This is a genomic window from Humibacter sp., from assembly GCF_035547335.1.
Taxonomy (GTDB): domain Bacteria; phylum Actinomycetota; class Actinomycetes; order Actinomycetales; family Microbacteriaceae; genus Humibacter.
Genome location: NZ_DASZVF010000012.1, coordinates 30,990 through 44,548, shown reverse-complemented (window position 1 = coordinate 44,548; position 13,559 = coordinate 30,990). Strand labels below are relative to the sequence as shown.

The window sequence follows — 13,559 nt, the reverse complement described above, 5'->3', positions numbered from 1 at the left end:
CGTGCATGAGCTCGTTCTCCGGCGGGCAGAATGGAGGCATGCAGGATTCGACCCTCGACCACCCCTACGTGGTGTCCGTGAGCCGCGATGATGCGCATCGCTTCACCAAACCGGCCGTGTCGGAGATCAGGCTCATCGAGGGATGGGGCATCGAGGGCGACACGCACGCCGGCACGACTGTGCAGCACCGGTCGCGGGTGGCGCGGGATCCCTCGCAGCCCAACCTGCGGCAGGTGCATCTGATCCACGCCGAGCTGTTCGACGAGGTGCGCCGTCACGGATACGAGGTGCGGCCAGGCGAACTCGGCGAGAACATCACGACGGCGGGGCTCGATCTGCTCGCCTTGCCCGCCGGCACAGTGCTGCATCTCGGCGAGAGCGCGAAGATCCGGCTGACCGGTCTGCGCAATCCGTGCGATCAGATCAATGGGCTCGCGCCTCGTCTGATGCAGGAGCTGGTCGGTCGGGGACCGGACGGCGCCGTGGTGCGCAAGGCGGGCGTGATGTCGGTCGTCATCGCCGGCGGCGTTGTACGGCCGGGGGACAGCATCCGTGCCGAGCTTCCCGAAGGTGAGCACGAGCCGCTGCAGCCCGTCTAGTGACAGCACCGGCGAAGCGACCGCGCGGTACCGCCTAGGCTGGCGGACGTGCAGATCATCGCGCTCACCGGCGGCATCGCCTCCGGCAAATCCACGGTGTCGGGCAGGCTCGCCGAGCACGGAGCGGTGATCGTGGACGCCGACCGCCTGGCACGCGAGGTCGTGGAGCCCGGAACGGAAGGACTCGCCGCCATCAGGGCGAGGTTCGGCGACGGCGTCATCGCCGACGACGGCACCCTCGACCGGCCTGCACTGGGCGCCGTGGTCTTCAACGACCGGTCCGCGCTGGCCGACCTCAATGCGATCACGCATCCGGCGGTGTGGCGGGCCGCGCTGGAGCGCTTCGCCGCGGCCGAGGCATCCGACCCCGACGCGGTGGTCGTCTACGACGTCCCGCTGCTCGTGGAGGCATCCGCCGACCGTCCTTTGCGGTTCGACCGGGTCGTCGTGGTGGAAGCCGACCGCACGGAACGCATCAGGCGGCTGGTGGCCGAACGAGGCATGAGCGAAGCTGACGCCCTGCGCCGCATCGGAGCCCAGGCCGACGACGAGCAGCGCCGGGCCGTCGCCGACATCGTGATCGACAACAACGGAACCAGGGACGAGCTGCTCCGCCGCGTCGATGCGTTGTGGAACGATCTCCGATCGGCAGGCTGAGCCGCCCGGAGGTCGTCACGGTGCCGTGCGGGTAAGTCTTCTCAGCCGCACGGGCACGTCTTCTCCGGCGTCCGGGCAGGTCTGCTCAGTACAGGGCAGGACCGAGCAGCATCAGCGTCGGCACGACCACGAGAGCGAGCGCTCCGGTCAGCACCGAGAAGCGCAACGCGGGGGCGGCCGGCTCAGCACGGTCGGTCAGGCGGGCGACACGGGCATCCGCCCATTCACCTGACGGCATCGGTGCAGGCGCGACGCCGGGACCTGCAGCTTGGACAGGAACGGGGCCGGATGCCGGCGCCCCCGCCAGCGCGACGCGAGCAACGGCCCGGGACAGGTTGCGCTCCGACACGGTTCGTCTGGCCTGATCGTCGGCGAGCAGCTCGATCAGCAGGCCGACCGCCTCCTGCGCCCTGGTGGCGATGGGAAACCACGGCAGTGCACTGCGCCATGCGCTGAACGCCACGAGCAGTACGTGATGGTGCTGGGTGACGTGAGCACGCTCGTGGGCGACGACGGCAGCGAGCTCCTCCTCGGTCAGCAGCTCGAGGAGGCCGGCGGAGAGCACGGTGGTCGCGCGAGGCGCTCCCGGCAGGCAGTACGCGATGGGGGTGGCGTGGTCGATGACGCGCGTTCCAGGACGCTCGGGCATCGGGTCGGAGAGCAGCCGCAGGAGCTGCGCGTGGTGTCGACGATGACGCTCCGCCCGCCAGGTGGTGCGCACGAGGTTGAGCAGAAGGTGCACGCCGAGCAGCACGGCGCCCGCCAGCGCGAACATCTGGAAGAAGTCGGCATCCGACGGCAGCCGCCCCGCCAGCAAGTCGGCGGCGAACGACCCGGCAGCGTGCGGGAGGTCGTCGCCGAACGGGATGAGTCCGAACACGAGCAGGGCGCCGATCATCGAGAGCGCGCCGGCGAGTGCGATCGCCTGCCACAGCACGAGCGCGGCTCCCGGCATGCGGCGCGGCCATGCGGCCCTGGCCAGCACGACCGGGACCGGCCAGGCCAGAGCGAAGGCGAGGAGCGCCAGCGACGCGGCGACGGCGAGCATCGCGCCTAGGCGTCCAGCAGCTTGCGGAGGCGCTCCGCATCGTGGGGCGTCACCTGGCCGACGAAGCGGGCGAGCACGGCATCCCGGTCGGATGCCGACCCGAGTACTTCGTGCATGAGCTCGGCGACGTGGTCTTCACGGCTCATCGCGGCCCGGTACAGGTGCGGCCGGCTCTCCCGGTCGCGCACGACGAACCCTTTGCCCTCCAGCCGGGAGAGCACCGTCATGACGGTGGTGATGGCCGGCTCCTTGCCGTCATGGGCCGAAGCCTTCAGCGCATCTCGCAGATCGGTCGCGGCGATGGGCGCCTGAGCATCCCACACGACGTCCATGATCGCGCGCTCCAGCTCCCCGAGTCTGACCACAGTGCGACTTGCCATGCATTGATTCTACCGCGTGTAGAAATCTTCGGGTGACAGTGGTACAACATTCTACGACGCGTAGAATTCTACGGACTGTAGAACGGACACGCCGAGCGAGCGACCGCGGGGCACGGCGGAGGTGACAGCACCACGCGCCCGGGCCGTAAGACGCCCGCAGATCGTGACGCGGACAGACCGAAACACGGACAGAGCCGGATCCCGATCGGGCAGGACGTCCGCACAGCACGCACGGCACGAGGCCCACAAGGCAGAGGCACCGAGTAGCAGGAAGACGAGGCGACATGCACGTCATGACAGGGCTTGATCCACTCCTGATCGCCCGCTGGCAGTTCGGGATCACCACCGTCTACCACTTCTGGATGGTCCCGCTCACCATCGGACTCGGGCCGCTCGTCGCGCTCATGCAGACCATGTGGATGCGGACGGGCAACGAACGCTATTACCGCATGACGAAGTTCTGGGGAAAGATCTACCTGATCAACTTCATCATGGGCGTGGCCACCGGTCTCGTTCAGGAGTTCCAGTTCGGGCTGGCGTGGAGCGAGTACAGCCGCTTCGTGGGTGACGTCTTCGGCGCTCCACTGGCCATGGAGGCGCTGCTGGCGTTCTTCGTGGAGTCGACGTTCCTCGGCGCCTGGATCTTCGGCTGGGGCAAGCTGCCACGGCGCATCCATCTCGCGTGCCTGTGGCTCGCCGTGATGGGCTCCGTCGTCTCGGCGTACTTCATCATCGCCGCGAACTCGTGGATGCAGCATCCCGTCGGCGTGAAGCTCGTGCACGGCAGACCGCTGATGACGGATGTCTGGGCCGTGCTCGGCAACAACACGGCGGTCGCGGCCTTCACGCACACGATCTTCGGCGCGTTGTCGGTCGGCGGCGCCATGCTGCTCGGCGTCGCGTGGTACCACCTCTGGCAGCGCAGACGGGACGGCATCGACACCGTCGGGCCGGACCGGCGAGTGGTCGTGGGCGAGGCGGCGAACGTCCCGGGTCGCGACAAGGCCGACCACCGGGTGTGGATCACCTCGCTGCGCATCGGAGCCGTCACGGCGATCATCGCGTTCGCCGGCGTCGCGATCACGGGCGACACCCAGGCCCGGCTCATGTTCGTGCAGCAGCCGATGAAGATGGCGGCGGCCGAAGCCGCATGCCACACGGGCACCAGCTTCTCCGTGCTCGCCCTCGGCGACCCCGGCTCGAAGGACTGCAAGGGCGTCGTCGACGTGCTCGAGGTTCCAGGGGTGCTCGGCTTCCTCGCGAACGGCGACTTCAACACGCCGGTCAGAGGCGTCAACGAGCTCGTGCCCAGCTACCAGCAGAAGTACGGCACTCACCTTCCCGACAACCCGGAACTCGGCGCCCGGGCCGGCCAGACGATCAACTACGTGCCCATCATGGCCGTCACCTACTGGGGGTTCCGGCTCATGATCCTGTTCGGTGCGCTCGCCGCGTTCGCTGCTGCCGTCGCCCTGTGGCTCACGAGACGAGGGACGGTTCCGCGGTTCAGGTGGCTGATGTGGCTGGCCGTCGCTGGCATCCTCTCGCCGTTCGCAGCGAACTCCGCAGGGTGGATCTTCACCGAGATGGGCCGTCAGCCGTTCGTGGTGGCGCCCAACCCGACGCCGGGCGGCGTCGACGGGGTGTTCATGTTCACGGCAGCGGCGGTCTCACCCGGTGTGAGCTTCGGCGAGATCCTCTTCTCGCTGTGCTCGTTCACGCTCGTGTACGCCGTGCTCATGGTGGTCGAGGTGCGGCTGCTCGTGAAGTACATCCGCGGCGGCGTGGTGAGCGCGATCCCCGAGCTGGGGGAGAAGCCGAAGGACCCGGATGCGCCGGCCGACGACGACGTGCTCGCCTTCGCCTACTGACGCGCGCCGCTGAAAGAAACGAGGTACCGTCATGGACTTCCTCCCCACCGTGTGGTTCATCCTGATCGCCGTGCTCTGGACGGGCTACCTGTTCCTCGAGGGCTTCGATCTGGGCGTCGGAATGCACATGCTCGTCTCCGCCCGCAACGAGACCGACCGGCGCGTCATGCTGAACACGATCGGCCCGGTCTGGGACGGCAACGAGGTGTGGCTGATCACGGCGGGCGGCGCCACCTTCGCGGCCTTCCCGTACTGGTACGCCTCGTTGTTCTCCACGCTGTACCTGCCGCTGGTCGTGGTGCTGCTCGGCCTGATCTTCCGGGCCGTCGCCATCGAATACCGCGGCAAGGGGCACACGGCACGCTGGAGCCGCATGTGGGATGTCGCGCTCGGCACGGGGTCATTCGTCTCCGCATTCGGCATCGGCGCCGCACTGGCACTGACCACGACCGGACTGCCCGTCGATGCGAACGGCGACGCCGTCGCCGGCCCGTTCGGCTGGTTCAACGGATGGGCGGTCGTCGGCGGTCTCGCCGTCGTGGGGTTCTGTCTCGTGCACGCCTCCGCCTTCCTCGCGCTGAAGACCGAGGGCGACGTGCGAGCAAGAGCCGGCCGATTCGCCGTGCGCTGGATGCCGGTCCTCCTGCTCCCGCTCGCGGCGTGGGCGATCGGCGTGCAGCTGCTGCACGGCAAGGCATTCACCTGGATCCTGCTCGGCATCGCCGTAGCGGGAGCGGTCTGGGCGTGGCGGTCGTTCCGGCTCGGCAAGGAGGGAGCGGCATTCACCGGGCTCGGCGTGTTCCTGGTGCTCGGAGCCGCCTCCATCTTCGTCAACGCGTACCCGGTCGTGCTGCCATCCACCATCGACGCCGGCTACGACCTCACGGTGTCCAACGCATCGAGCTCGCCGTACACGCTCGGCGTGATGAGCGTCGTCGCGGCCTTCGGCCTGCCGCTCGTGCTGGCCTACCAGGGCTGGACGTACTGGGTCTTCCGCAAGCGCATCAGCGGCGCCAGCATCCCCGCCGCGCGCCCCGTGGAGGCGGCGGTGAAGCCGAGATGACAGCGCAGGATGCCGCCGGTACGGAGGTGCGGACGACCGGCCGCGAGCCGCGGGAGGGTACTGAGGGGTCCCGCAGCGGCGACGGGTCGGCGCGACCGACGCGCGCCGGCGATATGTCGGCACGCCCGACTCCCGCTGCCGGGCTGGCCGAGGTGGGGAAGGGCAGGCTCCTTCTGCTCGGCGCGCTTGGCGCGCTCAAGGCGCTCGGTCTGGTGCTCGTCGCGGATGCGTTGGCCGGGGGAGTCGTCGCGGTCGTGGGACATGCTGATACCGCGTCCGCCGTCGCAGAGGGCCTTGCCGCAGCCCTGGTGCGCGCCCTGGCGGTGTGGGCGCTGCACGTCGTCTCCCGTTCGACGGCGGCCGGGGTCAAGGAGCGGCTGCGCATCCGGCTCGCCCGTGCGTTCCTGCGCCGGCCCGGCAACGTCGGAGCAGAAGCCGCGCTGGCCACGACGGGCCTCGACGAGCTCGACGCCTACTACACCTCGTACCTGCCGTCGCTCGTGAGCGCGGCGACCCTTCCGTTGCTTGTCGGAGCGCGCATCCTGCTCAGCGACTGGGTGAGCGCCCTTGTGATCGTGGTGACGGTTCCCCTGATCCCGTTCTTCATGGCGCTCATCGGCCTGCACACCCGGGAGCGGGTCTCCGCGTCCCTGGATGCGCTGGGCAGGCTCTCGGATCACCTCGTCGAGCTTGCGAGGGGGCTGCCTGTGCTCGTCGGCCTGGGCCGCGACCGGGAGCAGGCCGACGCGCTGGAGAAGATCTCCGAGAACCATCGCACAACGAGCATGACCACGCTGCGCACGGCGTTCCTGTCGTCGCTCGCGCTCGACCTTCTCGCCACGATCTCGGTCGCCGTCGTGGCCGTGATCATCGGCGTGCGGCTGCTGCACGGCGAGCTCGGGCTGCAGGCCGGGCTGGTCGCCCTCATCCTGGCACCCGAGTGCTACGCGCCGCTCCGCGACGTGGGAGCGGCATTCCACGCATCCGACACCGGGCGCGAGGCGCTGCGCAGGGCGAAGGATGCCATCGCCCTGTCCGACGTCGGCCACAGACTGAGGCGAAGGACGGGCTCGGCCGTCGTCGTGCACAGACTCGGCGTCCGCTATCCGGGCCGCACGCTGCCCGTCATCGCCGATCTGTCGTTCCGGGCGCCGCAGCGGGCGCTGACGCTGCTGGCGGGAGACAGCGGCGCGGGCAAGTCGACGGTGCTGGCCGTGCTCGCCGGCCGCGGGGCCACGCTGGATCCCGAGGCGCGATGCACGGGCGGCGTCGTCGCCCCGCGTGCGAATCGGATCGTATGGATGCCGCAGCATCCGCACTTCTCCTCCCGCACGGTCGCCGACGAGGTGCAGCTGTATGCGCAGGGGAACGGTGCCGCGCTGCTGGATCGGGTGGGGCTCGGTCCGCTGGCCGACTGCGACCCGGCCGAGCTGAGCCCCGGCGAGGCGAGACGGCTCGCCTTCGCCAGGACACTGGCCGCCGTGGATGCCGGCGCCACGCTCGTGCTGCTCGACGAGCCCACGGCGCACCTCGACGCCGTCTCCGCGGCCGCCGCGCGCCGAGAGATCACCCGGTTGCGCGACAGGGCGACGGTCATCGTGGCCTCGCACGACGCCGGCATCCGGGTGCTCGCCGACCGCATCGTGCAGGTCGGCACTCCGGCCCCGGCTCACCCCGCTGAGCAGCGTGCCGCGCTCCGTTCCCTGGCCCACCGGGAAGACGCGGCCGAGGCTGCGCACACGGGTCACGAGCTGCAGCGGGAGAGCGACCGCGAGACCGAGCAGACGGCCGTCACAGGCGAGGCCGAGCTCCTCGCCCCTGGCAGGCGCGACAACGAGCTGCGCTCCGCAAGCGAGCGCAGCACCCCTGGTCCGGCCGGCGCAATACGCGAACTGGCGCGCTTCCTCCGACCCGTCGGGTGGCGGATGCTGGGCGCCGCCCTCGTCGGCGTGCTCTCCAGCGGGTTCGCCATCGCGCTGACGGCGCTGTCCGGCTGGCTGATCGTTCGCGCCAGCCAGGAACCGGCGATCATGTACCTCCTCGTCGCGATCGTCGGCGTGCGGTTCTTCGGCATCGGTCGTTCGGTGCTGCGGTACGTCGAACGCCTGCTTACGCACGACGCCGTCTTCCGTGCGACGACGGGGCTGCGGCTGCGGCTGTGGCGCTCGCTCGCCGCGGCAGGACCGGCCGGACGCCGAGCTCTCTCGCCGGCGAACGCGCTGGGCACGCTGGTGGGAGCAGCCGACCGGCTGCGCGATCTCGTTCCCCGCGTCGTCCAACCGCCCGTCGCTGCAATGATCGTCGCGGCCGGTGCGACGGTCGCGCCGTGGATGCTCTTCCCGCCCGCCGGTCTTCTTCTGGGCTGCCTCGCCGTCGTCGCCGTCATCGTCGCGCCCGCCGTCGCCGCCGTCACCGGACGGCTCGCCGCCCGACAGGATGAACGAGCGCGGGCCGCCACCCTCGAGTCGTTCACGGACCTGCTGGTCGCGCGCGACGATCTCACCGCTGCCGCGACGGAGCGCGTTCTGCGGCGCATCCGGAATGCCGGGGCCGAGGCCGCCCGCGGGCAACGGCGCGTGTCGTACGCCGAGGGCGCATCCTCCGCTCTCGTCACGGCGGCCTGCTGCGTCGCGGCCGTGGCCATGCTTCCGCTGGCGGCGAGCGCCGTGGCATCCGGCGTGTTGCGGCCGGAGCTCGTGGCGGTGCTCGTGCTCGTGCCGCTCGCGCTCATCGAACCGCTCACCGACGGCGTCACGGCGGCGTCGCGCGCCGCCGCTCTGGCGGGCGTGCTCTCGCGCATCGCCGGCGCATCGCGTCCGCTCGTGCAGGGCGAGTCCGACGGGGGAGCGGAGGCGAACGAGCAGGCATCGTTCGGAGCGCTGGACGGCATCCGGCTCGACGGCGTCTCCTACCGCTATCCGGATGCCGCACTGCCCGTCTTCGACGGAGTCGAGGCCGGTGCGCGCCGGGGAGAGTGGCTCGCGGTCACCGGGCCGAGCGGGTCGGGCAAGTCGACGCTGCTCGCCCTGCTCCTGCGCTTCGCCGATCCGGACAAGGGCAGGTACCTGCTGCAGGTGAGCGGACGGGATCGCGAGCGTGCGACCCGGGATGCGCGCACCGTCTCGCCCCGCCGCCTTCGCACGCGCGTCGCGTGGTGCCCGCAGGAGGGGCACCTGTTCGACTCCACGCTTCGCGCCAACCTGGTGATCGCACGGTCTCGTGCCGAACGGCCGACGGATGCGGAGCTCACCGATGCGCTGACCAGCGTGGGCCTGGAGTCGCTGCTCGCCTCGCTGCCGAACGGGCTCGACACGAGGATCGGCTCCGCCGGGCGGCAGCTCTCGGGCGGGCAGCGTCAGCGCGTTGCTGTGGCCCGCACGCTGCTCGCCCACGGCGACGTGGTCCTCATCGACGAACCGACGGCTCACCTCGATGCCCAGGCCTCTGCCGAGCTGATGGCCGACCTGAGGGCGGCGCTGCACGATCGCACGACGATTCTCGTCACGCACGACGCTGCGCAGGCACGGGGCGCCGACCACACGGTGGAGCTGCGCGGGGCCGTCGACGCCGGCCGCGGCGAGCACCAGTCGTCGCCGAGAACCGCCGACGCGGCCTGACAGCGCCGATGCGGCCCGGCAGCCTCGACGCGACCCGACACCGTCGACACTGCCAGGTATCGTCGGCGCGACCGGACGCCGTCGACAACGCCCGACACGACCGACCGGGTGCACGGTCACGGTCCCGCGCCCACCTCGCACCGACCGGGCACACCGCGCACTCATAGGGCCCGCCGATACCATCGATGGGTGATCAGCGAGCGAACAGACGGTGCGAGCATCCCCTCGATCGGAAGTCTGCTGCTCGACCGGGCCTCCTCGCACGGCGAGCACAGCTACCTCGAGGACGCCAGGAGCGATCGTGCGATCACGTTCGGCGACACCGCCACTGCTGCCGCAGCGTTCGTGTTGGCCGGTGGCTTGCGCGCCGGTACGACGGTCTTCCTGCGTGAGCGCGACCCGCTGACCTTCGCCGTTGCGCATCTCGGCCTCATCGCGTCTGGCCACCGGTCTGTCCCGATCGATCCCGCGTCCAGCGCTGCCGACATCGCTCGGCTGGCGGCACTCATCGACGGTGAGACCGCTCTGGTCTGCACCGATGACGACCTCGCAGCGCAGGCTGGTGTGCGGCGCATCGATCCACCCGTGCTGCCGGTGGATGGCGGCGTGGCACGCGACGTGGATGCCGCACCCGTGTTCCGCGACGGCGGCTCCGCCATGCTGTTCACATCCGGCTCCACGGGAACGCCCAAGGGTGTCGAGCTTCGCGCCGATCAGCTCGCCTTCGTCGGCCAGGCCGTCGCCACGCACCTCGGCCTCACGGAACACGACCGCGGGTACAACCCGCTGCCGCTCTTCCACATCAATGCCGAGGTCGTCGGCCTGCTGTCGACGCTCTCGGCCGGCTCTGCGCTCGTGCTCGACGAACGGTTCCACCGCACCGGATTCTGGCCGTTGATGGCCTCGCGGCGGATCACGTGGATCAACGCCGTGCCCGCGATCCTGGCCGTGCTCGCCTCCGAGCCGATCCGTCCGCCGGAGGGCCTGCGGCTCATCCGCACGGCATCCGCTCCGCTTCCGGCGCCGGTCGCCGAGGCGTTCGCAGACATCCCGCTCGTGGTGAGCTACGGCATGACGGAGGCATCGAGCCAGATCACGGCGACACCTGTCGACGCGCCGCGCGCAGGCACCGTGGGAGTGCCGGTGGGCACCGAGGTGCAGGTGCGTCCCGCCTCGGGAGAGGCTGCGCCAGGAGACGTGGGTGAGCTCTGGATCCGCGGCGCCGGGGTCATCGACTCCTACTTCGGCGGTGCGGCGTCCGACCGGTTCGACGCGGACGGCTGGCTGCGCACCGGCGACCTCGGGTCCATCGACCCCGACGGCTACGTCACGCTCGCCGGCCGAGTGGACGATGTGATCAATCGCGGAGGCGAGAAGGTGTACCCGCTCGAGGTCGAGGAGGCGCTCCTGACCGACCCGGCGGTTCGCGAGGTCGTCGTCGTCGGGGCACCGCACGACGTGCTCGGATCCGTACCTGTCGCGTTCGTGATCCCGGTGCAGTCCGCTCGCAGCGGAGCCGACGATGAAGAGCTCGTCGAGCGGCTCGGGCGGCTCGCCGAGCGTCTGCTGCCCAAGTTCAAGCGGCCGACCACCATCACCGTCGTCGACGACGTGCCCCGCGCTGCCACCGGCAAGGTGCAGCGCGTGCGTCTGCGGGGACTGGTGGCCGAAGCAGCGGCGAACGGCGAATGAGCGAGGCGGTCAACAGAAGGCAGCGTTCCCGCCACCTCTACGAGGTGGATATCGTGCGCATCCTGACCTTCGTCTGCGTCATCGGCGTGCACACCACGAGCCACACGGCGGGGCCGGACGACATCGGCCTGTACATGCTGCTCGACCTGCTGCACTTCACACGCGAGGTGTTCTTCGCGCTCACCGCGTTCGTGCTCGTCTACTCCTACGACGCCCGGCCGGTTCCCATGCGGAAGTTCTGGCCGAAGCGGTTCCTGCTCGTCGGTGTTCCCTACGTCGTCTGGTCGGCGATCTATGTCGTGGCGGGATACCTGCACCACCCGAACGGGACCATCGGCGATCTCGTCGTGAAGTTCGTGTTCGCCACGCTCACCGGCAGCGCCTGGTACCACCTGTACTTCCTGCTCGTGACCATGCAGGTCTATCTGCTCGTGCCCGTCATCCTGTGGCTCGTGCGCCGCACGAGAGGCAGGCACTGGATGCTGCTCGCCGCCGCGCTCCTCGTGCAGGTGGCGCTGATGTCCTGGTACCACTACGCGCACGCCACGACCGGCTGGTACGGCGAGTGGGCAAAGCAGATCGTCTTCACGTACTCGTTCTTCGTGATGGCAGGCGCCGTCGCCGCCGATCACAGTGCCCAGTTCCTGGCGTGGATCCGAGCGCACCGCGGTCTCATCGGCTGGCTGGTCCTGGCCTGCGCGGTCGTGATGCTCGGCTTCTACTGGATCGAAGTGGCCCGCGGCAGCAGCTTCTACGGCGCGGGAACCCCGATGCAGCCTGTCGTCATCCTGTGGAGCGTCGCCATCGCGCTCGGCTTCCTCGCGATCGGCACATGGTGGGCCGACCGGCGGCGCGCCGGCTCGGTCATGGCGCGGTTCGTCGACCTGGGCTCCGATCGGTCGTTCGGCATCTTCCTCTCCCACCCGCTCGTGCTCTGGGTGCTTCTGTGGGCAGGCGACGACTGGCTCGAGCGCAACGTGCCGACCCCGTGGCTCACGCTGGTGGCCTACGTTCTCGTGATCGCGGGCGCCGTGCTCATCACGGAGGTCGCGCGGCGCACGCCGGCGAGCCTGCCGCTGACCGGTCGCCGGTACAGCTCTCGCCTGCACCCGGCGAAGCAGCTCGAGGTCCCACCGGGCTGATCGGCGTCGGCCGCCTCGGACGAAGCACCGTTCCGTCGGTGGAGATCGCGTAGCGCCGATCGGTCACGCACCGATGTCACGCGCCGATCGGTCACGCACCGATCGGCCACCCACCCGTCGACGACGCGCGACGGGCGCCACCTGGCGCTCGCGTTCACGCCTGGCCGGTGACCGCCGCATCCTCGGGCGGAACGTCGGCGCGCACGAGTTTGGGGCGCATGATGCCTGCGAGCACGGTCGCCGCCAGGAGAATGCCGATCGACAGACCGAACGGCCACGCGAAGCCGCCCGTCCAGTCCACGAGCGCACCGACGATGATGGGCGAGACGATGCCGGCGATGCCGAAGCCGGTGTTCATCATGCCGCTCGCCGTCCCCGACCAGGTCGGCGCGACATCCATTGGGATGGCCCACAACTGTGCGTTCGTGAGCTCGAGGAAGAAGAACGAGAACGCGAGCGCCACGACCGTCACGGTGAGCGGGGGAGTGAAGACGAGGGGAACGAGGCAGACGCCCGACCCGATGAATCCGATCAGCAGCAGCGCCCTGCGCGCGCTGCGTGCCGACCAGTCGCGGCGGATGAGCCAGTCGCTCGCCACACCGCCGAGCGTGTCGCCGACGACTCCTCCGATGAGCACGAGCGAAGTGAGCAGGCCGTACTTGGCCACGTCCTGGTGGTAGACGTCGGAGAGCAGGGTCGGGATCCACGTGAAGAACACCCATGCCACCCACCCGTAGGCGAAGTCGACGAGGGTGACCGGCAGGATGGTGCGGATCAGCCGCTTCCACGGCACCGGTGGGAGGTCGGCGGCTCGAGGCAGGTCGGGCACCTCGGAGAGCTCCTGCTTCGTGATGCCCTTCATCTCCCGAGGACGGTCTCGGAACATGGCGTACCAGATCAGTGCCCACAGCACGCTCAGGATGCCGACGTAGATGAACGAGGCGCGCCATCCGCTCCACAGGATCATGGCCGCCACAGCGATCGGCGCGATAGCCGTGCCCAGGCGGGATGCCGAGTGCACGATGCCCTGCACGAAGCCGTTCCGGTCGGCCGGCACCCACCGACTCATGGCCTGCGTGGCGGTGGGGAACGTGGCCGACTCGCTGAACCCGAGGATCGCGCGGGCGATCAGCAGCGTCACGAGACCGACTGCCAGCCCGGTGAACAACGTGGAGAGACCCCACAGCACACCGAGGATGAGGAGTCCGCGACGCGGACCGATCTTCTCGCCGATCCACCCGCCGAACACCTGCAGCAACGCGTAGAACAACGCGAACACCGACGCCGTCAGGCCGAACTCGGTGTTGGTGAGGTGGAACTCCTTGATGATGCTGGGGCCGGCCGTCGCGATGTTGTTCCGGTCGAAGTACGCGATGAAGTACATGATGCACAGCAGCACCACGACGCGCCCCCGACGCCGATGCCAGAGAATGGGCGTTCCGCGTTTGCCTTGCTTCGTCGCTGTCGTCGTCATCGTCTCGATCCGTCGG

At 69.8% G+C, this 13,559-nt stretch carries 10 protein-coding genes; 7 read left to right on the top strand and 3 right to left on the bottom strand.

Annotated features, from left to right (window positions below; translation table 11 throughout):
- The first annotated feature begins 38 nt into the window (after positions 1-38).
- Complete coding sequence (locus VHB92_RS04040) at positions 39-599, top strand: MOSC domain-containing protein (protein ID WP_325451648.1); 561 nt, start codon at positions 39-41, stop codon at positions 597-599.
- Positions 600-647: 48 nt separating this feature from the next.
- The gene (gene coaE / locus VHB92_RS04035) at positions 648-1,256 is read left to right on the top strand and encodes a dephospho-CoA kinase (protein WP_325451646.1); all 609 of its coding nucleotides are present in this window, start codon (positions 648-650) and stop codon (positions 1,254-1,256) included.
- Positions 1,257-1,341: 85 nt separating this feature from the next.
- Here coaE and VHB92_RS04030 read toward each other — a convergent pair whose 3' ends face one another.
- Positions 1,342-2,304, bottom strand: a complete 963-nt coding sequence (locus VHB92_RS04030; protein WP_325451644.1) for a M56 family metallopeptidase — start codon at positions 2,302-2,304, stop codon at positions 1,342-1,344.
- Between the two features lie 5 nt (positions 2,305-2,309).
- Complete coding sequence (locus VHB92_RS04025; RefSeq protein ID WP_325451805.1) at positions 2,310-2,669, bottom strand: BlaI/MecI/CopY family transcriptional regulator; 360 nt, start codon at positions 2,667-2,669, stop codon at positions 2,310-2,312.
- Positions 2,670-2,977: 308 nt separating this feature from the next.
- On the opposite strand from VHB92_RS04025, the gene VHB92_RS04020 reads away from it, so the two are divergent.
- The 5 genes from VHB92_RS04020 to VHB92_RS04000 all read left to right on the top strand — a co-directional run bounded on the left by VHB92_RS04020 (position 2,978) and on the right by VHB92_RS04000 (position 12,069).
- The gene (locus VHB92_RS04020) at positions 2,978-4,555 is read left to right on the top strand and encodes a cytochrome ubiquinol oxidase subunit I (protein WP_325451642.1); all 1,578 of its coding nucleotides are present in this window, start codon (positions 2,978-2,980) and stop codon (positions 4,553-4,555) included.
- A 31-nt stretch (positions 4,556-4,586) separates the two neighbouring features.
- Positions 4,587-5,618 carry a cytochrome d ubiquinol oxidase subunit II gene (cydB, locus tag VHB92_RS04015; protein WP_325451640.1) on the top strand — a complete coding sequence of 344 codons (1,032 nt, stop codon included), beginning with the start codon at positions 4,587-4,589 and terminating at the stop codon, positions 5,616-5,618.
- 113 nt (positions 5,619-5,731) lie between these two features.
- Positions 5,732-9,235 carry a thiol reductant ABC exporter subunit CydC gene (gene cydC, locus VHB92_RS04010; RefSeq protein ID WP_325451638.1) on the top strand — a complete coding sequence of 1,168 codons (3,504 nt, stop codon included), beginning with the start codon at positions 5,732-5,734 and terminating at the stop codon, positions 9,233-9,235.
- Positions 9,236-9,424: 189 nt separating this feature from the next.
- Positions 9,425-10,927: an AMP-binding protein gene (locus tag VHB92_RS04005; protein ID WP_325451636.1), complete on the top strand. Its 1,503-nt coding sequence runs from the start codon at positions 9,425-9,427 to the stop codon at positions 10,925-10,927.
- A complete protein-coding gene (locus tag VHB92_RS04000; RefSeq protein ID WP_325451634.1) occupies positions 10,924-12,069 on the top strand; it encodes an acyltransferase in 1,146 nt (381 codons plus the stop codon). Before VHB92_RS04005 ends, VHB92_RS04000 begins: the two co-directional genes overlap by 4 nt.
- Before the next feature lie 154 nt (positions 12,070-12,223).
- On the opposite strand, the gene VHB92_RS03995 is transcribed toward VHB92_RS04000, so the two are convergent.
- Positions 12,224-13,543, bottom strand: coding sequence for an MFS transporter (locus VHB92_RS03995; protein WP_325451632.1), 1,320 nt, complete (start codon positions 13,541-13,543; stop codon positions 12,224-12,226).
- Positions 13,544-13,559: the final 16 nt, after the last annotated feature.

Coding starts and splice junctions, on each gene's coding strand:
- VHB92_RS03995 (WP_325451632.1), bottom strand. CDS start 13,543: ATGACGACGACAGCGACGAAGCAAGGCAAACGCGGAACGCCCATTCTC.
- VHB92_RS04040 (WP_325451648.1), top strand. CDS start 39: ATGCAGGATTCGACCCTCGACCACCCCTACGTGGTGTCCGTGAGCCGC.
- cydC (WP_325451638.1), top strand. CDS start 5,732: ATGTCGGCACGCCCGACTCCCGCTGCCGGGCTGGCCGAGGTGGGGAAG.
- VHB92_RS04000 (WP_325451634.1), top strand. CDS start 10,924: ATGAGCGAGGCGGTCAACAGAAGGCAGCGTTCCCGCCACCTCTACGAG.
- VHB92_RS04020 (WP_325451642.1), top strand. CDS start 2,978: ATGACAGGGCTTGATCCACTCCTGATCGCCCGCTGGCAGTTCGGGATC.
- cydB (WP_325451640.1), top strand. CDS start 4,587: ATGGACTTCCTCCCCACCGTGTGGTTCATCCTGATCGCCGTGCTCTGG.
- VHB92_RS04030 (WP_325451644.1), bottom strand. CDS start 2,304: ATGCTCGCCGTCGCCGCGTCGCTGGCGCTCCTCGCCTTCGCTCTGGCC.